The organism is Carnobacterium sp. ISL-102, from assembly GCF_018612935.1.
GTDB lineage: Bacteria > Bacillota > Bacilli > Lactobacillales > Carnobacteriaceae > Carnobacterium_B > Carnobacterium_B alterfunditum.
On record NZ_JAGGRF010000003.1, the window covers coordinates 25,240 to 44,581 of the forward strand.

18 protein-coding genes are annotated in these 19,342 nt (G+C 36.7%); 15 read left to right on the forward strand and 3 right to left on the reverse strand.

All coding sequences use genetic code 11. The annotated features are described in order from the left end of the window. The first annotated feature begins 3 nt into the window (after positions 1-3). The 13 genes from fabF to J7E16_RS01875 all read left to right on the forward strand — a co-directional run bounded on the left by fabF (position 4) and on the right by J7E16_RS01875 (position 13,684). Entirely contained in the window at positions 4-1,242 is a 1,239-nt protein-coding gene (gene fabF / locus J7E16_RS01815; protein WP_214888052.1) for a beta-ketoacyl-ACP synthase II, read from the forward strand. 2 nt (positions 1,243-1,244) lie between these two features. Next, entirely contained in the window at positions 1,245-1,733 is a 489-nt protein-coding gene (accB, locus tag J7E16_RS01820; protein ID WP_214888056.1) for an acetyl-CoA carboxylase biotin carboxyl carrier protein, read from the forward strand. Between the two features lie 13 nt (positions 1,734-1,746). After that, on the forward strand, positions 1,747-2,178 hold the full coding sequence (gene fabZ, locus J7E16_RS01825) for a 3-hydroxyacyl-ACP dehydratase FabZ (protein ID WP_034548756.1): 432 nt from the start codon (positions 1,747-1,749) through the stop codon (positions 2,176-2,178). A gap of 4 nt (positions 2,179-2,182) precedes the next feature. Then, positions 2,183-3,550 carry an acetyl-CoA carboxylase biotin carboxylase subunit gene (locus J7E16_RS01830; protein WP_214888060.1) on the forward strand — a complete coding sequence of 456 codons (1,368 nt, stop codon included), beginning with the start codon at positions 2,183-2,185 and terminating at the stop codon, positions 3,548-3,550. Between the two features lie 61 nt (positions 3,551-3,611). After that, on the forward strand, positions 3,612-4,460 hold the full coding sequence (gene accD / locus J7E16_RS01835; protein ID WP_214888064.1) for an acetyl-CoA carboxylase, carboxyltransferase subunit beta: 849 nt from the start codon (positions 3,612-3,614) through the stop codon (positions 4,458-4,460). Between the two features lie 51 nt (positions 4,461-4,511). After that, positions 4,512-5,282, forward strand: coding sequence for an acetyl-CoA carboxylase carboxyl transferase subunit alpha (locus J7E16_RS01840; protein WP_214888825.1), 771 nt, complete (start codon positions 4,512-4,514; stop codon positions 5,280-5,282). A 600-nt stretch (positions 5,283-5,882) separates the two neighbouring features. Then, the gene (locus tag J7E16_RS01845) at positions 5,883-6,842 is read left to right on the forward strand and encodes a tetratricopeptide repeat protein (protein WP_214888067.1); all 960 of its coding nucleotides are present in this window, start codon (positions 5,883-5,885) and stop codon (positions 6,840-6,842) included. 162 nt (positions 6,843-7,004) lie between these two features. Further along, positions 7,005-8,285, forward strand: coding sequence for a trigger factor (gene tig, locus J7E16_RS01850; protein WP_214888070.1), 1,281 nt, complete (start codon positions 7,005-7,007; stop codon positions 8,283-8,285). Positions 8,286-8,510: 225 nt separating this feature from the next. Continuing rightward, positions 8,511-9,758: an ATP-dependent protease ATP-binding subunit ClpX gene (clpX, locus tag J7E16_RS01855; RefSeq protein ID WP_214888073.1), complete on the forward strand. Its 1,248-nt coding sequence runs from the start codon at positions 8,511-8,513 to the stop codon at positions 9,756-9,758. Positions 9,759-9,946: 188 nt separating this feature from the next. Then, entirely contained in the window at positions 9,947-10,534 is a 588-nt protein-coding gene (yihA, locus tag J7E16_RS01860) for a ribosome biogenesis GTP-binding protein YihA/YsxC (protein ID WP_214888076.1), read from the forward strand. 119 nt (positions 10,535-10,653) lie between these two features. After that, positions 10,654-12,069 (forward strand): glutamyl-tRNA reductase, encoded by a 1,416-nt coding sequence (hemA, locus tag J7E16_RS01865; RefSeq protein WP_214888080.1) that lies wholly within the window; start codon positions 10,654-10,656, stop codon positions 12,067-12,069. A 28-nt stretch (positions 12,070-12,097) separates the two neighbouring features. Beyond that, the gene (gene hemL / locus J7E16_RS01870) at positions 12,098-13,342 is read left to right on the forward strand and encodes a glutamate-1-semialdehyde 2,1-aminomutase (RefSeq protein ID WP_251006041.1); all 1,245 of its coding nucleotides are present in this window, start codon (positions 12,098-12,100) and stop codon (positions 13,340-13,342) included. 24 nt (positions 13,343-13,366) lie between these two features. Further along, positions 13,367-13,684: a nucleoside triphosphate pyrophosphohydrolase family protein gene (locus J7E16_RS01875; protein ID WP_034548747.1), complete on the forward strand. Its 318-nt coding sequence runs from the start codon at positions 13,367-13,369 to the stop codon at positions 13,682-13,684. Positions 13,685-13,713: 29 nt separating this feature from the next. Here the strand turns inward: J7E16_RS01875 and J7E16_RS01880 are convergent, their stop codons facing one another. Beyond that, on the reverse strand, positions 13,714-13,884 hold the full coding sequence (locus J7E16_RS01880) for an SPJ_0845 family protein (RefSeq protein WP_214888083.1): 171 nt from the start codon (positions 13,882-13,884) through the stop codon (positions 13,714-13,716). Positions 13,885-14,112: 228 nt separating this feature from the next. On the opposite strand from J7E16_RS01880, the gene J7E16_RS01885 reads away from it, so the two are divergent. Next, positions 14,113-15,594, forward strand: coding sequence for an ABC transporter substrate-binding protein/permease (locus J7E16_RS01885; RefSeq protein WP_214888085.1), 1,482 nt, complete (start codon positions 14,113-14,115; stop codon positions 15,592-15,594). Further along, positions 15,587-16,312: an amino acid ABC transporter ATP-binding protein gene (locus J7E16_RS01890; protein ID WP_214888087.1), complete on the forward strand. Its 726-nt coding sequence runs from the start codon at positions 15,587-15,589 to the stop codon at positions 16,310-16,312. The genes J7E16_RS01885 and J7E16_RS01890 overlap by 8 nt, the downstream gene beginning before the upstream one ends. A gap of 106 nt (positions 16,313-16,418) precedes the next feature. Here the strand turns inward: J7E16_RS01890 and J7E16_RS01895 are convergent, their stop codons facing one another. After that, entirely contained in the window at positions 16,419-17,303 is an 885-nt protein-coding gene (locus J7E16_RS01895; RefSeq protein ID WP_214888828.1) for a cation diffusion facilitator family transporter, read from the reverse strand. Between the two features lie 141 nt (positions 17,304-17,444). Further along, positions 17,445-19,334: a PTS fructose transporter subunit IIABC gene (locus tag J7E16_RS01900; RefSeq protein ID WP_214888089.1), complete on the reverse strand. Its 1,890-nt coding sequence runs from the start codon at positions 19,332-19,334 to the stop codon at positions 17,445-17,447. Between the last annotated feature and the right edge of the window lie 8 nt (positions 19,335-19,342).

The window sequence follows — 19,342 nt, forward strand, 5'->3', positions numbered from 1 at the left end:
ACTATGAATCGTGTAGTAATTACTGGAATGGGTGCTGTTACACCTTTAGGAAATACGGTAGATGAATTTTGGGATGGACTAAAAGCTGGAAAAAACGGCATTGCCCCTATTACAAAATTTGATGCATCTGAAACAGGTATTACTGTTGCAGGTGAGTTGAAAGATTTCGATGCAACAAAATATATGCAACGTAAAATTTCAAAAAGAATGGATGAATTTTCTAGATATGGGGTCGCTGCAGCTGTTCAAGCATTTGAAGAAAGCGGCATTGATCGCGAAAAAACAGACATGAATCGTTTTGGTGTTATTGTTGGTTCAGGTATTGGCGGATTGAATGCTATGCAAGAACAAATCACCAAGATGAATGCAAAAGGACCTCAACGTGTAGCGCCTTTCTTTGTTCCTATGGCGATCGGCAATATGGCTGCTGGCAATATTTCAATTGCAATCGGTACTAAAGGAATCAATACCTCTATCGTGACAGCTTGTGCTTCTGGTAATAATTCTATCGGTGAAGCTTACCGCAACATCAAACACGGCTATTCAGATGTTATTTTAGCAGGTGGAGCAGAAGGAACAATCAATGAGATCGGTATTTCTGGATTTGCTGCCTTGACAGCTCTATCAACAAGTACTGATCCAGATCGCGCTTCGATCCCTTTTGATAAAGAACGGAATGGCTTTGTAATGGGCGAAGGTGCTGGCGTATTGATGCTGGAACGGTTAGATCATGCGTTAGAACGCGGTGCAACCATTTATGCTGAGATCGTAGGGTATGGTTCAACTGGAGACGGGTACCATATGACTACTCCAACACCAGACGGAAGCGGAGCTGGACGTGCGATGCAAGATGCAATGGCTGAAGCCAGTATTACACCAGCAGACGTTGGTTACATCAATGCACACGGAACGAGTACAGGAGCTAACGATTCAGCCGAAACTATGGCGATCAAATACGCTTTTGGTGAAGAAGCAAAAAATGTTGCTATTTCAAGTACAAAGAGTATGACCGGTCATTTATTAGGTGCTGCTGGAGCTATTGAGGCTATCGCATGTATAAAAGCTCTTCAAGAAAGCTTTTTACCACCGACAATCGGATTCCAAGTACCCGATGAAGCTTGCGATTTAGATTACATTCCTAACATTGGACGCAAAACGGCTATTCAATACACATTAAACAATTCTTTAGGCTTTGGCGGACACAACGCTGTAACTTGCTTTAAGAAATGGGAGGGGCAGTAAGCATGGATTTTGATCAAGTTAAGGAAATTCTTGAATTAGTTGATAAATCAGAATTAACTGAATTTGATTTGCAAATGGATAATGTAACGTTACGCATGAGTAAAAATACAATTGCTCATCCATTAAGCAATCAAACAGTTCTTACTGATCAAGAAACTCGGTTTAATGAACCAGTACGTAAAGAAAATATTCAACACACCTCTCCCGCCTTTGAGGAAATGCCTATTTCAGAACCCCTTGCTGAAATAGTTGCCGAGGGAGCAATGATTCATTCTCCGATCGTAGGTATCGTTTATATGGCACCTTCACCAGATCAGCCTGCCTTTAAAAAAGTTGGCGATAAGGTGACGATAGGAGAAACTCTTTGCATTATTGAAGCAATGAAGTTGATGAATGAAATCAAAAGTGAAGTAGATGGAACAATTACTGAAATACTAATAGAAGATGAACAAGTTGTTGAATTCAATCAACCATTGTTCAGAATTGCCTAGGAGGAAAACACTAATGACAAAAATGAATATTAAAGAAATCCAAGATTTGATCCCGAATCGTTACCCAATCTACTTTATTGACCGTGTTGACGAAATGATCCCCGGTGAACATGTTTTAGCTCTTAAAAATGTGACTATCAATGAAGAAATATTCCAAGGACATTTTCCCGGCGAACCTGTATTGCCAGGAGTTTACATTTTAGAATCACTTGCTCAAGCAGGATCGATTCCATTATTGACGTTAGACCGATTCAAGGGTCAAACAGCTTACTTAGGTGGAATGAACAAAGTTAAATTCCGTAAAAAAGTTGTTCCTGGTGACCAACTGATGTTGCAAGTCGACATTATCAAATTGAAAGATTACGCTGGTATCGGAAAAGCTGTAGCGTACGTAGATGGAAAAAAAGTTTGTGAAGCTGAATTAACGTTCATTATTGGAAGATAAGCCCATGTTTAAAAAAATATTGATCGCCAATCGAGGAGAAATCGCCGTTCGTATTATTCGTGCTTGCCGTGAGATGGGAATCCAAACAGTTGCTGTTTATTCTGAAGCAGACCGCGATGCCTTGCATATGCAGTTAGCAGACGAAGCCATTTGTATCGGCCCAGCCAAAGCGACTGATTCTTATTTGAATATGCAAAGCATTTTAAGTGCTGCTGTTGTGACAAACGCTCAAGCTATTCATCCAGGTTTTGGTTTTTTATCTGAAAACAGTACCTTTGCGACCATGTGTAAAGAGATGAATGTTACATTCATCGGACCAGATGCGGTCACTATTGATCAAATGGGAAATAAAGCAAACGCGCGGGCTCTTATGATTGAAGCAAACGTACCAGTTATTCCAGGAAGTGAAGGTTTCATTACCGATACTAATGAAGCTAAACAACTGGCAGATCGATTAGGTTATCCAGTAATGGTAAAAGCCGCAGCTGGTGGTGGCGGAAAAGGCATGCGAAAAGTGCTTAGAAGCGAAGAGTTAGTAACAGCCTTCAATAATGCCAAAAACGAAGCTAAAGCAGCTTTTGGCGATGACCAGATGTATATGGAAAAAATCATTGAACATGCACGCCACATTGAAGTACAATTGCTAGGTGACCATTATGGAAATGTGATCCATCTGGGTGAACGCGATTGTTCTTTGCAACGCAACAATCAAAAAGTGATCGAAGAGTCACCTTCTGTTGCTATTAATGAAGAACAACGAAAGAAGCTTGGAGAAACGGCTGTTCGTGCTGCAAAGTCGGTAGGCTATAAAAATGCTGGGACGATTGAATTTTTACTAGATCAAAACGGCGAGTTCTATTTTATGGAAATGAATACGCGGATCCAAGTTGAACACCCGGTAACGGAAATGGCTACTGAAATCGATATTGTAAAAGAACAATTATTGATTGCAAGTGGGGCAGAATTATCGATCAAACAAAGTGATGTCCGTTTGACCGGACACACGATCGAATGTCGAATCAACGCTGAAAATCCTGCTTTTAATTTTGCGCCTTCACCTGGTACGATACAGTACTTAATGATGCCTAGCGGAGGAAATGGATTAAGGGTCGACAGTGCAATGTTTGCTGGCGCCGATATCCCGCCTTATTACGATGCCATGATTGCTAAAATCATTACAAAAGGTGCGGATCGTACTGAAGCAATTGCTAAAATGCAGCGAGCTTTAGGCGAAATGGTTATTGATGGTATTATCAGCAATCAATTTTTCCAAGAAGATTTATTAATGGATAAACGATTTGTCAATGGAGAATACGATACAAGCTTTTTACAAGATGTCTTTCTGAAAGAATGGGAACCTCGTGTTGAATAAACTTGTTTTGGATTAACAAGAACATCTCATTCAAAAAGCAGCAAATAAAAGAGGTGACAATATGCAGTTATTTAAAAAAAGAGCGTATATACCAATTACTAAACATATACAAAAGGATGAAGAAATTGATGCTCCAATGGTACCGGATGGTATGTTTGCACAATGTCCTAGTTGTAAAAAAGCTATTTATACAAAAGATTTAGGGACGCAGAAAATCTGTCCAGAATGCGGGTATACTTTTAGGATCCGGGCTCAAAAACGGATCCATTTGACTCTCGATGAAGGCAGTTTTGAAGAATGGAATCAAGATATTCCGTTCGAAAACCCACTGGATTTTCCGAATTATGATAAAAAAATCAAACAAGCTCAAATGAACACAGATCTTCATGAAGCTGTTTTGACCGGAAAAGGATCGATCGATGGATTGGAAACAGCTATTTGTGTGATGGATTCCCATTTTATAATGGGAAGTATGGGAAAAGTAGTTGGTGAAAAAATTACCAGGACATTTGAAAGAGCAACTAATGAAAAGTTGCCAATGATCATCTTTACGGCCTCTGGCGGAGCTAGGATGCAAGAAAGTATCTTATCGTTGATGCAAATGGCAAAAATCAGCGGATCTGTTGCACGTCATAGTGATGCTGGGCTTTTATATGTTACTGTATTAACTGATCCGACAACAGGTGGTGTAACGGCTAGTTTTGCTATGCAGGGAGATATTATTTTATCTGAACCTCAAGCATTAGTTGGTTTTGCGGGAAGACGTGTTATTGAACAAACCATAAACGAAGAACTGCCTGATGATTTTCAGCTTGCAGAGTCTGTTTTAGAAAATGGATTTATTGATAAAATCGTATTAAGAAAAGACTTAAAAGAAACTTTGAGTCAAATTTTACGGATCCATCAATAGATTTTTCTTGTACGTATTTTTATAAAGAAGGTGAACGAGTTGAAAGAAGCTATGGAAATCGTTGCTCTATCAAGAAAAACATCGCGATTAACAGCTTTAGAAATAATGGAATCCGTCTTTAACGATTTTATTGAATTCCATGGCGATCGTTCTTTTCATGATGATAAAGCAATTGTCGGTGGAATAGCTACATTGAATGGACAACCAGTAACCGTCATAGGGAATCAAAAAGGGCATGAGATAAAAGAAAACATCTTGCGTAATTTTGGATCTCCTCATCCTGAAGGTTATCGAAAAGCGTTGCGTTTGATGAAACAAGCCGAAAAATTTAATCGACCTGTCATAACCTTTGTCAATACTTCTGGTGCTTACTGTGGAGTTGAAGCCGAAGAACGTGGGCAAGGAGAAGCTATTGCACGTAATCTGATTGAGATGAGTAAATTAAAAGTACCTATTCTTTCCATTATAATTGGTGAAGGTGGTAGTGGAGGAGCTTTAGCTTTAGCTATGGGAAATCAGGTATGGATGATGGAACATACGATGTATTCCGTTCTTTCCCCTGAAGGTTTTTCTTCTATACTATGGAAAAATGCATCAAGATCGAAAGAAGCAGCTGAATTGATGAAATTAACTGCCCAAGATTTATTAGGTCTTGATGTAATTGATTTTATACTGCCAGAAACCAATAAGGAAGAGTTGCTGTCTCAAGAGCATATCCTTAAAGATATGCGCGAGCAAATCAGTTCAACTTTAAAGGAACTTTCTACAAAAACGCCGGAACAACTGGTTGAAGAACGTTACCAAAGGTTTAGAAAATATTGATTTTTATTCGATCATAAAAAGGACCAAAAAGCAGGAAAAATGCTTTTCGGTCCTTTTTATAGTTGCAAATAAATTTGTGATTCCTTTAAGTCATTTAAGGCTGTATGTCAAATGGTGTGGATGCTTCAAGATAAAATTTCTTCTGGAATGGACGGGTTTGCTTGTGGAGCCATGGTACCGCCTGTAAGCCTGTAGTTGTCATGGTTGTTGCTGCTTTAGCAGCTTACAAACATGATATACTTGGGCATTATTTGCCCACAGTGCTTCCTTTCAAGCTTCAAACAAACCGTGATCGCGCTAAAGCGCCAACGGTTTGTAATTCTCATTGAATCCTTTACATGGCTACAAGCAACCCTATTCCTCCAGCAATTTTGGGTGAGTCTTTTGATTAATTTATTCATCCAAACCAAAAATTAGACAGCCTCATTTAACACATAGTGTTCTCCAACAAAATTTAAGCAGCTGATCTATAAAAACTAAAAATTTTAGAGGATCCAGTTTCTATGACTTAATCAAACATTAGTATGCTAAAATGAAACTAAGTAAAAAAAGAAGAGCAACAAGTACAATCAAATGACACAAATGCAGGAGCGTGACAACATGGGAGAAACGGTACCTTTTCCAAAAAATTATGCATGGTATAAAAAAGAAGCAATGGATTGTTTCTTAACAGGAAGAATGGAAGAAGCTATTCCATTCTTCGAGAGGGCATATCAATTGGAACAGGATGAATTGTTAAATACAAATTATACAACTGCATTATACCAAGTTGGAGATTACCAAAAAGCGAAAGAAATAGCAGATGATAAATGTTCTTTTTATGAAAAGGAAGAATCATTAGCTATTTTCTATACAGCCATTTTAATAAAGTGCCACCTATTTCTTCAAGCGGAACAGGCTCTGCTATTCCGCAAAAAAAAGTATCCTTCAAAAGACACTACGGAGGAAAATTGGATGGCCGTTCAAGAGATGTTAGAGGAAGAACGGACTAAAATTGAGCTTGAAAAGCAGAAGAAAATTGAACATTTAATAAAAGAAGCTTATTCTTTGGGAAATAAATCTTTTGCGGAACAGTCCACCATTATGAAAGAATTAGAAAAGATTCCAATAGGCTCTTTTATCGAAGCTGCAGAACCGATATTGTCAAATCCTTTCGTCAATGGCATCATTAAAGCGACTGCCATTGAACGTCTAGCTATGGAACATGTAGAGGGCCATTTTGATATTTATTGGATGAAAGAAAAAAGAACGATCCAGCCCTCAGTATTAACATCAATTGAAAATAATGTGATTTTTCAAGAAGTGATGTCTTTGCTATCTGAACGTGTCGAACAAGATGACCCTTCGTTGTACCAAGCTATGGTTCAAGAAGCTTCTCTTCATCTCTTCATGCTTTATCCCTTCATTGAGGAAGTTATCACTTCTCCGCTAAAATGGGTCGAATTGTATCAAAAACGCTATGATAATTTTTACCTAGTAGCCAGTGGATCTCATTCCGATACTAAAAAGATGGAAGAATGGATGCATAGGGTCGATCAAGAATTAATAGATTTAGGTTGATTATTTTTCAAGTAGTCAGCTTAAAATAAGAACGATAAGTAGATCTGTTTTACCCTTAATTCGTTGTTTTTATTTACAAATTTCTGCCTTTAGTGTACTATTAATGAGTATGCAATTGCTTTTTTATTGCGAAAAATAGAGTGTTTCGGAGGGAAATATAATATGACTGTAAATTGGGAAAAAAAGGGCACTAATGATGGTGTCTTAACATTTGAAATTTCAGAAGAAAAAATTAAAGAAGGTTTAGATACTGCTTTTAACAAAGTAAAATCTACAATCAGCGTACCAGGATTCCGTAAAGGAAAAGTTCCTCGTACAATTTTTAACAAACAATATGGTGAAGAAGCTTTATATGAAGATGCATTGAATGCTGTATTACCAGAAGCATATGATGCTGCAGTAGTAGAAGCTGGTCTTGATCCAGTTTCACAACCAAAAATAGACGTTAAATCTATGGAAAAAGGCGAGCCTTGGGTTATTGAAGCTGAAGTTACTGTGAAACCTGAAGTTGAATTAGGTGAATACAAAGGCTTAACAGTTGAAAAACAAGATCGTGAAGTAACAGATGAAGACGTTGAAAAAAATATTGAAGAAAAACGTGCTGCACAAGCTGAATTAGTATTGAAAGAAGATGCTGCAGTTAATGGCGATACAGTCGTTATTGATTATGAAGGATTTAAAGACGGCGTTGTTTTTGAAGGCGGCAAAGGCGAAAATCATTCATTAGAATTAGGTTCAAACTCATTCATTCCAGGTTTTGAAGAAAAACTTGTTGGCGTTAAAGCTGGAGATGAATTAGATGTTGATTTAACTTTCCCTGAAGATTACCATGCTGAAGATTTAAAAGGCGCTGCTGTAACATTTAAAGTAAAAGTGCACGAAGTTAAAGCTAAAGAATTACCAAAGCTAGATGATGAATTCGCTAAAGATGTTGATGAAGAAGTTGAAACATTAGCAGAATTAAAAGAAAAAATTAAAACTGAATTAACAGAAGCTAAAACGACTGCTGCAGATGAAGCAATCGAAGAAGCAGCTATCCGTCAAGCAGTTGACAATGCAAAAATTGAAGATCTTCCATGGGCAATGGTTCACGACGAAGTTCACCGTCAAATGGATGTATTCTTAAATGATATGAAGCGCCAAGGTGTTGAACCTGAAATGTACTACCAAATTACAGGTACTACAGAAAAAGATCTGCACAAACAAATGGAAGCTGACGCTGACTTAAGAACTCGTACAAACTTAGTTCTAGAAGCTATTGTTGAAGCAGAGAAATTTGAAACTTCTGAAGAAGAAGTAAATGCAGAAATCAACAACTTAGGCGAACAATATGGTATGGATGAAAAAGCTGTCCGTGCTGCATTGACTCCAGAAATGTTGAAACATGACATCTCAATGAAAAAAGCTATCGATCTAATTACTGAAACAGCTAAAGAAAAATAAATGCTTATTCACTACTGATAAACAAAAATACTAAAAGGAAAGGACTTCAAAAAGGAATACCTTTTGGAGTTCTTTCCTTTTGATTGAAAGAGAAGCAGGTTAAATCATAGCATTAAGGAAATTATTATGCTATGCTATTTAAGATTTGAACGAATCTCATTGTATTATGGGTGACAAATCTGCTACTATTATAAGTGGGATGAATGAGAATAGAGGTGGACATGAATGTTTAATGATGAAGAAATAAAAGGTCCTGTGAGCTGCTCATTTTGTGGCAAATCACAAGATCAAGTAAAAAAAATTGTTGCTGGTCCAGGTGTATACATTTGTAATGAATGCATTGATTTGTGCAAAGAAATCATTGACGAAGAATTTGGTGATGCAGGATATGGGGAATTTTTAGAAGTGCCTAAACCTCATGAAATCAGAGCAATATTAAATGATTATGTTATCGGACAAGAACAAGCTAAAAAATCATTATCTGTAGCAGTCTACAACCATTATAAACGCGTAAATCAAATTGGTGGAGACGAAAAAGATGACATAGAATTACAAAAAAGCAATATTTGTTTGATTGGTCCAACGGGATCAGGAAAAACTTTCCTTGCTCAAAGTTTGGCTCGTATTTTAAATGTTCCATTTGCAATTGCAGATGCTACTAGTTTAACAGAAGCCGGTTATGTTGGTGAAGATGTTGAAAACATTCTTTTAAAACTAATGCAAGCAGCCGATTATGATGTAGAACGAGCTCAAAAAGGGATCATTTATATTGATGAAATCGATAAAATTGCGCGTAAAGGTGAAAATGTATCGATTACACGTGATGTAAGTGGAGAAGGTGTGCAACAAGCCTTGCTTAAAATTTTAGAAGGTACTGTTGCAAATGTTCCGCCACAAGGCGGCAGAAAACACCCTCATCAAGAGTTTATTCAATTAGACACAAGCAATATATTATTTATTGTAGGTGGTGCTTTTGACGGGATCGAAACGATCGTTAAAAATCGTATGGGAGAAAAAGTAATTGGTTTTGGTTCTGCTAAGAAAAAAATAGAAGAAGGCCAAAGCGTTATGCAACAAATTATCCCAGAAGATCTATTGAAATTTGGATTGATCCCAGAATTTATCGGACGTTTACCAGTAATGGCTGCGTTAGAAAAATTAACTGAAGATGATTTAGTCCATATTTTAACAAAACCTAAAAATGCTCTTGTCAAACAATACAAAAAATTATTAAGTTTGGATGAAGTTGAGCTAGAATTTGAAGAGGATTCCTTAACAGAGATCGCTAAAAAAGCTATCGAGCGCAATACTGGTGCACGTGGTTTACGGTCTATTATTGAATCAATCATGTTAGAAATCATGTTTGACTTACCTAGTCGCCCAGAAATCGTTAAATGTGTGATCACAAAAGATACAGTTAGTGGTTCAGGTCTTCCTGATTTCTTTGACATTGAAGGCAAAAAGATCAACTGATTTTACTAATCAAAAAGAACCATAAACAGAGCTGAGACAAGTTATTTTGTCTCGGCTCTGTTTATTTGTTCATTAAATTGTGAGATTCTATGCACAAAGTCAAGATTGATTTAAATTTAAAATGTCATTGATTGCATTAATATGTTAAAATGATAAAAGAATTTATATTTAGAGATGGAGATTAGAAAATGAAAGTAAATAAAGCTGATATTGTCATCAGTGCGGTTTCGCCTGCCCAATATCCAAAAACAGGGTTACCTGAAATAGCTTTAGCCGGACGTTCAAATGTTGGAAAATCGTCATTCATTAATACATTGATCAACCGAAAAGGGTTAGCTAGAACTTCAGGAAAACCAGGAAAAACTCAAACATTAAATTATTATATAATAGAAGATAGTTTTTATTTCGTAGATGTTCCAGGATACGGGTATGCTAAAGTATCTAAAACGGAACGTGCAAAATGGGGACAAATGCTTGAAACTTACTTTACTCAAAGAGAGCCTTTAAAAGCAGCTCTTTCGATAGTAGATCTAAGACACCCACCAACAGAAGATGATGTGCAAATGTATGAGTTTTTAAAGTACCATTCTATTCCGGTTATCGTAGTCGCTACAAAAGCAGATAAGATCCCCAGAGGGAAATGGAACAAACACATAAAAATCGTTAAAGATAAGTTGAATTTAAGAGAAGAAGACGATTTCGTTCTTTTTTCTTCTGAAACAGGAGAAGGAAAAGAGCAAGCATGGAGTCTAATCGAATCATACATTAAAAGCTGATTACTTCTCTAAGTAACGTAAATAAGTCAAAAACAATTGATAGGATAGCGCTAGAAAAGATAGAAGGTAGAATTCTATCTTTTCTAGCGTTATCCATTAGAATGATGAAAAATAAGAGGATGGTACTATTGAAAATCTTATTATACGGGGTCAGTCATAAAACGACGCCAATAGAAATTAGAGAAAACTATACAATTGAAGAGAAAAAATTGCCTGAACAACTTGCTGAAATCAAATCATTTTTAGGAGTTGAAGAGGCGGTGATTCTGTCAACGTGCAATCGGATAGAATACTATCTTTATATTGATCAAACTAAATTTATGCATGGAGAGATGTTGCGTTATCTTTCAGATCATACAGGGTATGAAATTTCTGAAGTTATATCAACAAGTTATGGGAAGTCTAATTATGAAGCTGCTGAACATCTTTTTAAGGTTGCTACAGGACTTGATTCGTTGATCATTGGCGAAACTCAAATTCTAAGCCAAGTAAAACAAGCTTTTGCTGTCGCTATCGAACAAAAGACATCTGGCCCCATTCTAAATTCTTTATTTAATAAAGCCATTTCTTTTTCTAAAAAAATGCATACTAAAACGAACTTAGATCAATTATCTTATAACCCTGGAACAGCTGCGGTCAAACTATATAAAGAAGAGTGGGAAAGTATTGTAGATAAACGATTTCTTTTGATTGGATCAGGAAAGATGGTTCGATTAACGGCAAAAACGTTATTCTATCAAGGGTCTACTCATATAACACTAACTGGTCGTAATGAACAGAAAGTTAATGATTTAGCACACGAACTAAATTTATGGGCACAAACAACACGTCATTCGGATGTGTTGAACCGTTATTTTTTTACAGCTGACTTTGACCATTTGCCGATGTCTATAGCTGTTGCAGACGGTGTGATCGCTGCTACAAAAGCACCCTATCACTTAATAACAGAAAAGACAATTGAAGAGATGGCGGCTATTCGTTTAACGATGAAAAAGCAACTATTTATGGATTTTGCTGTCCCAAGAAATATTGAACCCAGCATCCAATATATTGAAGGGATCCAAGTTTTTGATATGGATCAAATTAGTTTTCGTTTAGAGGAAGTCGATTCCGATAAAGAAAAAATCGTTAGAAAAATTACAACGGATCTGAATGAAGAAGTAGTAGCCTTTAAACAATGGTACCAAGAACGAAATGCTGTTCCTTATTTAGACGAACTAAATGAGCACATGCTAGAATTAAAAGAAAAGACGTTAACTAGTTTAGAGCGAAAATTGCCAGAATTAACGGCACATCAAATCCTTTTGATCAACAAGCATATGCACAGTATGATCAATCAAATGAAACGGAAACCAATCGAATCATTGAAAGAGTATGCCAGGAAAAATACATCAAAAGAATCAAAAAATGAGCTAGAATTATTCGCCAAAGCATTAGGGATCTCAGTCGGGTCAGAAGAAACAGAACAGCCCGCTGAAGTACTTGTGGCAGAAAGTCAGGGGATCAGCGTTGAGACGACAAACAAAACAATCTGAACAAGCTTTTGAAAAGGCGTTAAATTTAATGCCTGGGGGAGTAAACAGTCCGGTAAGAGCATTTAAATCAGTAGATGTGCCTCCTGTATTTATTCAAAAAGGTAAAGGAAGCCATGTTGTTGATATAGATGGAAATGACTACATTGATTATGTTCTAGGTTGGGGTCCATTGATCTTAGGTCATGCAAATGATCAAGTTATCAAGGAAATTCAACGTACAGCAAGTCTTGGAACAAGTTTTGGGATGCCAACTCTTTTAGAAAACCAATTAGCTGAATTGGTCATCCAACGCGTTCCCTCTGTAGAAATGGTTCGTTTTGTAAACTCCGGAACAGAAGCAACAATGAGCGCGTTACGTTTGGCAAGAGGTTTTACAAATCGAGATAAAATCGTTAAGTTAGAAGGAAGCTATCATGGTCATGATGATGCTTTATTGGTAAAAGTTGGCTCTGGTGTTGCGACACTAGGCTTACCCGATTCACCTGGGGTCCCAAAAAGTACAACATCAAATACACTGGTTGCCCCTTATAATGATCTAGAAGCGATCAAGGAGCTTTTTCAAACTTATCCCGGTGACATTGCAGCTGTCATCATAGAACCTGTAGCGGGCAATATGGGCGTTATACCACCATTGAAAGGTTTTTTAGAAGGCTTGCGGTCATTAACCGAAAAAGACGGTGCTTTATTGATATTTGACGAAGTAATGTCTGGCTTTAGAGTAGGCTACCACAGTGCTCAAGGGTACTATAATGTACTGCCGGATTTAACTTGTTTAGGAAAAGTTATTGGTGGAGGCGTTCCTGTAGGAGCTTATGGCGGAAGAAAAGATATCATGGAACATATTGCACCAGCGGGCAGCGTTTATCAAGCAGGTACACTATCAGGCAATCCAATTGCGATGTCTGCAGGGATTGCTACACTTTCTCAATTAACTGAAGAAAATTATACTTACTTTGAGGATCTAGGAAATGTCTTAGAAAAAGGAATCCTTTCCTTAAGCGCTCTATATGATGTTCCTATTACGGTCAACCGTGCAGGAAGTATGATTGGATTATTTTTTAATGAAGGTCCAGTAACCAATTATGCGCAAAGTAAAGCAAGTGATGCACAATTTTTTGCTGACTATTATAAAGAAATGATCAATCATGGTGTATTGTTGCCTCCTTCTCAATTTGAAGGAATCTTTTTATCCACTACTCATACTATAGAAGACATTGAACAAACTTTGGATGCTATGGAAGCAAGTTTTAGATTATTGAAAAATGTAGAATAGAAAGACTAAAGGAGTTATTTCAAAATGGAATTTAATGAATATCAAAAATTAGCCAATCGTACTTTATATGGAAATGAACAAGTATTAACCAATTGCGCTTTAGGAGTAGCTAGTGAAGCTGGTGAATTAGTCGATTTAGTTAAAAAGTATACTTTTCATGGTCATGATCTAGATAAAAAAGAACTAACCAAAGAACTTGGGGACGTTTTATGGTACTTATCTCAAATTGCAGAATGGGCTGACATTCCTTTTGAAGAAGCAGCAGTACAAAATATTGAAAAATTGAGACAACGTTATCCGGATGGGTTTTCTGAAGAAAGAAGCCGGCATCGGGTCGAATAACCAAAAAAAGAAACAATGGATGATGATCATCATCCATTGTTTCTTTTTTTGTCATTTTTTTCTAAAGAAATCGTTTTTTTATTTTCATCGAAAAGAGCGTCTTTTTCAGGTTGAGGAACAATAATCTCTTCCTCAGGATCAATAGCGAATTTACTAAACAAATCATCTAAGCTTGTTTCTGATTTATGAATTAGTCCCATATGCTGCCTCCTTTTTCGTATAGTCTTATAGTAGCGTCAAATTTCAATTAAAACAATACTTTCCGCACAAAATTTACTTAAACCTAATATATACATAATAATATGCATATATAGCTGATTATAGCGCAAATAAGTAAATATTGTTAAAAAATATTGTATAAATATTCTTATTCTGTTATTATGATTTATAAGTTCAAGAGCAACTAAAATCAGAAAAGAGGAAAACAGATGAAAAAGAAATCATTATATTTAATTATACTTAGTTTGATGACTGTTTTCGGGTTATTTGTACCAGTCGAAACAGTATCCGCCGCTGATACAGCATTAGAGGACATTCAAAAGAAAGGGACGCTGGTTATCGGTACTAGTGCTGATTTTCCACCGTACGAATTCCATGCTGCGGTAGATGGGAAAGATACAATAGTTGGGATGGATATCTCGATTGCGCAAAAGATTGCAGCAGATTTGGGTGTAGAATTAAAAATTGATGATATCGGTTTTGACAGCCTCTTACCAGCTTTAGAATCAGAAAAAATCGATATGGTCATTTCGGGTATGAGCCCAACCAATGAACGTAAGAAAAGTGTTGATTTCTCCAACGTTTACTATACGGGTGGACAAAATATCGTTGTCAGAGAGACCGATAAAGATGTCCACACAAGTACGAGTGATTTAAAAGGAATGAAAGTGGGTGTTCAAACAGCTTCTCTCCAAGAAACGATTGCTCAAGAACAAATGCTCGATTCCGAGCTATTGAGTTTATCAAAAATGACAGATTTGATTTTAGCTTTAAAAACAAATAAAATTGAAGCCATCTTGATGGAAAAACCCAGTGCAGAAGCTTACATTGAAAATGATAGTCAGTTAGTAACGTTTGATGGAGAATTTATTTTAGAAGAAGGAGAACAAGGATCGGCGATTGCTTTCAAAAAAGATACGCAATCTTTAGTAGCTGCTGTGAATACTTCCTTAAAAGCAATCGAGGAAGAAAAATTGATTGCTAGTTATCTGGAAGAAGCTGGATCTCATTTACAAGCTGCATCACAAGGAACAGATGAAGAATCGGATAGCAGCAATAGTATTTTCAACTATTGGCGGTACTTTTTAAATGGTACAGGATATACCATTCTTATTTCAGTTGTGAGTGTCTTTTTCGGTTCAATATTAGGAGTCATTTTATCCTTTATGAGAACGAGTAAGAACAAAATCATAAAATTTTTAGCAACAGCTTATGTCGAATTTGTTCGTGGAACACCTATGATGATCCAAGTTATGTTTATCTATTTCGCAGTAGGTTACCTGATAAATATTCCGGCTTTAGCATCAGGTATCATCGCTGTTTCATTAAATAGTGCAGCGTATATTTGTGAAATTATCCGTTCTGGTTTAAATTCGGTACCTAAAGGACAAGCTGAAGCAGCAAGAAGTTTAGGCATGAGTCAAAAGATTTCGATGCGTCAAATCATTTTCCCACAAGCACTTAAAAATATTTGGCCGGCATTAGGAAATGAATTTATTACCGTTATTAAAGAAAGCTCTATCGTCTCTATTATTGGTGTAAGTGATCTAATTTTCCAGACGAAAGTTGTAACATCTATTTCATATAGAGGGATCGCTCCTTTAGTTATTACAATGATCATTTACTTTATTTTAACATTCAGTTTGACTAAGCTATTAAATCATTACGAAGGGAAGATGGATCATGATTAAAATAAATCATTTAAAAAAGGCTTTTGGTGCTAATGAAGTATTAACAGACATCAACCAAGAAGTAAAAAAAGGAGAAGTAGTGGTGATCATAGGCCCGTCAGGATCAGGAAAAAGCACATTGCTTCGTTGCTTGAATTTGTTAGAAATACCAACGAGTGGAGAGATCATCTTTGAAGGGACTGCTTTAACCGGTTTAAATGAAACAAAAATGAATCAATTACGTGAAAAAATGGGCATGGTATTTCAAGGTTTTAATTTATTTCCCCATATGACTGTTTTAGAAAATTTAAAAGTAGCACCTATAAAAGTCAAAGGAATGGCTAGTGAAGAAGCACAATCAACAGCCATCAAACTATTAGAACAAGTTGGCTTATCAGATAAAGCTGATGCTTATCCTGCAAGTCTATCCGGTGGACAACAACAACGGGTCGCGATCGCACGTGCATTAGCTATGAATCCAGATGTAATGCTTTTTGACGAACCCACTTCAGCGTTAGATCCTGAAATGGTTGGAGAAGTGTTGAAAGTTATGCAAGAATTAGCTGATTCCGGCATGACTATGGTCGTTGTGACTCATGAAATGGGATTTGCAAAAGAAGTGGCTGATCGTGTGGTTTTTATGGATGACGGTTATATTGTTGAGCAGGGGAGACCCGAAGAGATTTTTAATGATCCCCAACACGAAAGAACGCAAGATTTTTTAGCTAAAATATTATGACGAGTCAGTAATGGCCTATTTTATGAACTAAAATCGTATAAAAGAGACCTGCAATAAAACATTGCAGGTCTTTTGCTGCTCCATAAAAGCACCATTCTGGAGCAAATTAATTATCATTTAGGTCGCTTGGTTCAACATGGACCTTTGTATCAAAGACACCAAAATCAGCTGCTAAAAGATTTTCAACTTGTTCTGTTAATTCGTGACTTCTTTTAACCGTCATTTCTGGATTAGTTTTTATAATGACTTCGACATAGATAATGGTTCCATAAGTTCTTCCTTTAATGGATTCAACTTCTAAAACTTCATGCAACGTTAGGATAGTTTGCTGAAATTTTATTAGGCTATCTTCATTAAATCCATCAGATAATTCAAAAGCACTTCCTCTAAATATTTCAATGGCAGTCTTTAGTATAATAAGTGAAACAAAAATAGCCATTATACTGTCTAACCAGGCCATATTGAAATTAGAAGCAAAAATAGCCATCGCTGTTGATAAACTGATCAAACTATCGTTAAAAGTATCTTTTGAAGCAGCTTTTAAGGCCTGACTTTTTTGTTTTCTGGCTAATTTGTTATTGTATAGATAAACAGACATCAAAACAACGCTAGAGAATAGTCCCACATAGCCTGCAATTAAATCAGGAGAGGTTCTTTCAGGATTTAAAAAATGCTGTACTGCAGAAATAAGAACCTCTAGTCCAACAGCTAGCATAATGAAAGAAGTAACCATGCTGGCAACTGTTTCAGCTTTCCAGTGACCATAAGGATGGTTGTCATCTGGCGGTCTTCTAGCCAGTCTTAGACCAATAAGAACAGCTATTGAAGCAATAGTATCTGTTGTATTATTCAATCCATCAGCTCGTAAAGCGCTCGAACCTGAATAGTTGGCAACAATCAGTTTTAAGGTAGCAATAAATAGATAAGTTACAATGCTGAGCAAAGCACCGCGTTCAGCATGTTTTAATTCTTCATAACGATCATTTATCATCGTCATACTAGTTTCTTCCTTTCAAAATAAAAATGAAACAATAACAACTAGTATACCTAACGTGAATTTTTTTAGCAATTTATTTATAGTAGGGTACAAAAAAACCCATGAAAAAATTCATGGGTTTCAGTAGATCGTTTATTAATTAGTCGTAACTGGTTTTCTCCAAAGGCCAAGAATGATTGCTGAGATAGCAGATCCAATAGCTAAGGCTACTAAGAATAAGAACCAATGATTTGAAAGTGCTACAACAAAAATTCCTCCATGTGGAGCAGGGATCGTAATGTCCCAAAATTGTGTCAATCCACCAGCAATAGCGGCTCCAACAATTGAAGAACCAATCGTACGCATAGGATCAGCAGCTGCGAAAGGAATTGCACCTTCTGTAATAAATGATAATCCCATCACGTAGTTTGCCAATGCAGATTTTTTTTCATCTTCATTAAATTTATTTCTAAAGAATGTACTTGATAAAGCGATCGCTAATGGTGGAATCATTCCACCAGCCATTACTGCAGCCATTAAACTTCCATCACCAGTATCGGTAAAAATACCAATTGAAAAAGCATAAGCGGCTTTATTGAAAGGACCACCCATATCAATGGCCATCATGCCACCAAGTAAAGCCCCTAAGAGTACTGCATTACCTGTCCCAAGATTTTCTAAGAAAGAGATCATTGCAACATTGATAGTTGCGAAGATTGGCCCAACGATAAAGAACATTAGCCCACCAGCGATCAATAAACCAAGAATAGGGTAGAAGAGGATTGATTTTAATCCATTAAGAGACTGTGGTAATCCTTTTAGTCCTTTTTTCAAGGCTAGGATCGTGTAACCTGCTAGGAAACCTGCTGCAAGTCCACCAAGGAAACCAGCATTACTGTTTACAGCAATCAATCCACCAACCATACCAGGCATTAAACCAGGACGATCTGCAATGCTTAATGCAATATAACCAGCTAAGATAGGGATCAAGAAGTTAAAGGCATTGCCTCCAACACTGTTTAAGAACAAGAATAGTGAACTCGTGTCACCCAACGTTCTTTCAACTAAGAAAGAAATAGCCAACAATATTCCTCCACCTACAACAAAAGGAAGCATGGTAGAAATACCATTCATTAAATCTTTATAAATCTTATTGGCCCATGAACCAGATACTTCTTCATTTGATTCATCTTTCTGACCATCTGATGAGTAAATAGGAGCTTGTTTGTTCATAGCTTTTGTAATCAATTCTTCTGATTTACGAATTCCATCACTGACTGGACGCTGCAGCATAGGTTTTCCATCAAAACGAGCTAATTCTACTTTTTTGTCTGCTGCAATGATCACACCGTCAGCTCTTTTAATATCCTCAGCTGTCAAACGATTTTGAATTCCATCAGAACCATTTGTTTCAACCTTGATCTCAACACCCATTTCAGCTGCTTTTTTCTTTAAAGAATCTTCAGCCATATACGTATGTGCAATGCCTGTTGGGCAAGCTGTTACTGCGATAACAAACGGTTTTTTTGTATCTTGCTCTGATTTTGGAGCTTTAGCTGCTTTGATTTCAGCGGTAGCTTCTTTTTCTTGGACTTCTTGAGCAGCTGCAAAGAGTGAAACGACTTCTTCAGCTGTTTTTGCTTCTTTTAAAGATGAAACAAACTCAGGATGAATCAGTAAGCGAGAAAGATTAGCCAGTGCTTGTAAATGAGTATCATTTGCACCTTCAGGAGCTGCGATCATAAAGAATAAATGAGCAGGTTGGCCATCTAATGAATTATAGTCAATGCCATTCGTACTTTTAGCAAATAAAACGGTCGCCTCATTTACAGCAGTTGTTTTAGCATGCGGCATAGCAATTCCGTCTCCTAAACCAGTAGAAGTAAGTGATTCGCGATGCATGATGCCTTCTTTAAATTTAGTAGCATCATTGATACGGTTATTCGCCTGTAAGCTGGCAATCATTTCATCAATAACGCCTTCTTTTGTTGTTGCTCTTAGATTCAATATCATAGCGTCTTTAACTAATAAGTCAATAATATTCATTGTTTTTC

Bases quoted from the DNA above. Each gene is read 5' to 3' on its own strand.
- fabF (WP_214888052.1), top strand. From the start codon at position 4: ATGAATCGTGTAGTAATTACTGGAATGGGTGCTGTTACACCTTTAGGA.
- accB (WP_214888056.1), top strand. From the start codon at position 1,245: ATGGATTTTGATCAAGTTAAGGAAATTCTTGAATTAGTTGATAAATCA.
- fabZ (WP_034548756.1), top strand. From the start codon at position 1,747: ATGACAAAAATGAATATTAAAGAAATCCAAGATTTGATCCCGAATCGT.
- J7E16_RS01830 (WP_214888060.1), top strand. From the start codon at position 2,183: ATGTTTAAAAAAATATTGATCGCCAATCGAGGAGAAATCGCCGTTCGT.
- accD (WP_214888064.1), top strand. From the start codon at position 3,612: ATGCAGTTATTTAAAAAAAGAGCGTATATACCAATTACTAAACATATA.
- J7E16_RS01840 (WP_214888825.1), top strand. From the start codon at position 4,512: ATGGAAATCGTTGCTCTATCAAGAAAAACATCGCGATTAACAGCTTTA.
- J7E16_RS01845 (WP_214888067.1), top strand. From the start codon at position 5,883: ATGGGAGAAACGGTACCTTTTCCAAAAAATTATGCATGGTATAAAAAA.
- tig (WP_214888070.1), top strand. From the start codon at position 7,005: ATGACTGTAAATTGGGAAAAAAAGGGCACTAATGATGGTGTCTTAACA.
- clpX (WP_214888073.1), top strand. From the start codon at position 8,511: ATGTTTAATGATGAAGAAATAAAAGGTCCTGTGAGCTGCTCATTTTGT.
- yihA (WP_214888076.1), top strand. From the start codon at position 9,947: ATGAAAGTAAATAAAGCTGATATTGTCATCAGTGCGGTTTCGCCTGCC.
- hemA (WP_214888080.1), top strand. From the start codon at position 10,654: ATGGTACTATTGAAAATCTTATTATACGGGGTCAGTCATAAAACGACG.
- hemL (WP_251006041.1), top strand. From the start codon at position 12,098: ATGCCTGGGGGAGTAAACAGTCCGGTAAGAGCATTTAAATCAGTAGAT.
- J7E16_RS01875 (WP_034548747.1), top strand. From the start codon at position 13,367: ATGGAATTTAATGAATATCAAAAATTAGCCAATCGTACTTTATATGGA.
- J7E16_RS01880 (WP_214888083.1), bottom strand. From the start codon at position 13,884: ATGGGACTAATTCATAAATCAGAAACAAGCTTAGATGATTTGTTTAGT.
- J7E16_RS01885 (WP_214888085.1), top strand. From the start codon at position 14,113: ATGAAAAAGAAATCATTATATTTAATTATACTTAGTTTGATGACTGTT.
- J7E16_RS01890 (WP_214888087.1), top strand. From the start codon at position 15,587: ATGATTAAAATAAATCATTTAAAAAAGGCTTTTGGTGCTAATGAAGTA.
- J7E16_RS01895 (WP_214888828.1), bottom strand. From the start codon at position 17,303: ATGATAAATGATCGTTATGAAGAATTAAAACATGCTGAACGCGGTGCT.
- J7E16_RS01900 (WP_214888089.1), bottom strand. From the start codon at position 19,334: ATGAATATTATTGACTTATTAGTTAAAGACGCTATGATATTGAATCTA.